This is a genomic window from Bradyrhizobium sp. LeoA1Lang (genome assembly GCF_055413685.1).
Genome location: NZ_JBVAPG010000413.1, coordinates 1 through 1,179, shown reverse-complemented (window position 1 = coordinate 1,179; position 1,179 = coordinate 1). Strand labels below are relative to the sequence as shown.

Annotated in this window: 1 protein-coding gene; it reads right to left on the bottom strand. The window is 55.6% G+C overall.

Annotated elements, in window-relative coordinates; all coding sequences use genetic code 11:
- The coding region (ltrA, locus tag ACZYOF_RS43865; RefSeq protein WP_463719601.1) for a group II intron reverse transcriptase/maturase at nt 1-1,145 on the bottom strand (1,145 nt) is incomplete at its 3' end.
- Between the last annotated feature and the right edge of the window lie 34 nt (nt 1,146-1,179).

The following is a 1,179-nucleotide window of genomic DNA, read 5'->3' as shown; positions in this document are numbered from 1 at the left end:
TTGTCGCCAATACCGAGTTGCCAGTGAGCAAAGAGTCTGCGGTTCTCGCGAGCAATCTTCTCCAGGAAGATACGAGCGCGCCCCAACCGATGGCGGAAGCGCTTGTACTTTCGCTTCAACCAGATAGCTATTGTTTGGTTGATGTAGCGGGCCATCGGATATAGCGCCGAGCGCATGTATTGCCCATAGTACGCGATCCACCCCCGAACTATCGGGTTTAGTTCGCGGGCAATGTCGTCCAGCGTCAGATTTGGCCGCCTACGAAAGTTCAAGTCTCGGATCGTTGCCCGCATCGCGTTCAGCACTGACTTGCTGACCGCCGGAGTGAACCCGCAGAAAATTTTCTGCGAGTACGGCCCCCGGACTGACCTCGGCCGGAAGCAATATCCGAGAAAGTCGAACATAACCGTCTCGCTCTTGCCTTGGCGTCGATCGTCCTTGCAGTAGACAATCCTCGTCTTCGTCGGATGCAATTCCAGACGACACTCGGCCAGTCGAATTCTCAGCGCTTCGCAAACGCTCTGCGCCTCCACCTCACTCTGGCAGTGTATCAACCCGTCGTCAGCATACCGGCACCACCTGAGTTCAGGGAACGTTCGTGCCATCCAGAGATCAAATGTATAGTGCATGAAGAGATTGGCGAGAATCGGGCTCACTACTCCCCCTTGCGGGGTGCCGCAGCTTCGCTCGACGACAGCTCCATCCTCTTGCACAATCGGCGCTGTCAGCCATCGTTCGATGTAGAGCAACGCCCACTCGCACTTTGCATGTTTCCGGACAGCCCGCAGCAGAAGCTCGTGGTCAATGTTGTCAAACAGCCCCTTGATATCGAATTCAAGAACCCAGTCGTACTTCCAGCAACGCTTGCGCGTGACGCCTACGGCATCAAGAGCCGATTTGCCGGGCCTATAGCCATAGGAATCCGCCAGAAAGATTGCGTCCAGAGTCGGTTCAATGAGTTGTTTGGCAACTGTTTGTGCCACGCGATCCGCCACAGTTGGCACCCCGAGGATCCTTTGGCCTCCGCTCTTCTTCGGAATGGAGACGGCACGAACAGGTGGCGGGAAGTAGGCGCCTGAGCTCATTCGATTCCAAATCTTGTAGAGGTTACTCTTCAAGTCGGATTCAAATTCCTCAATCGTCACTCCGTCGACACCGGCTGCGCCACCATTAGATCGC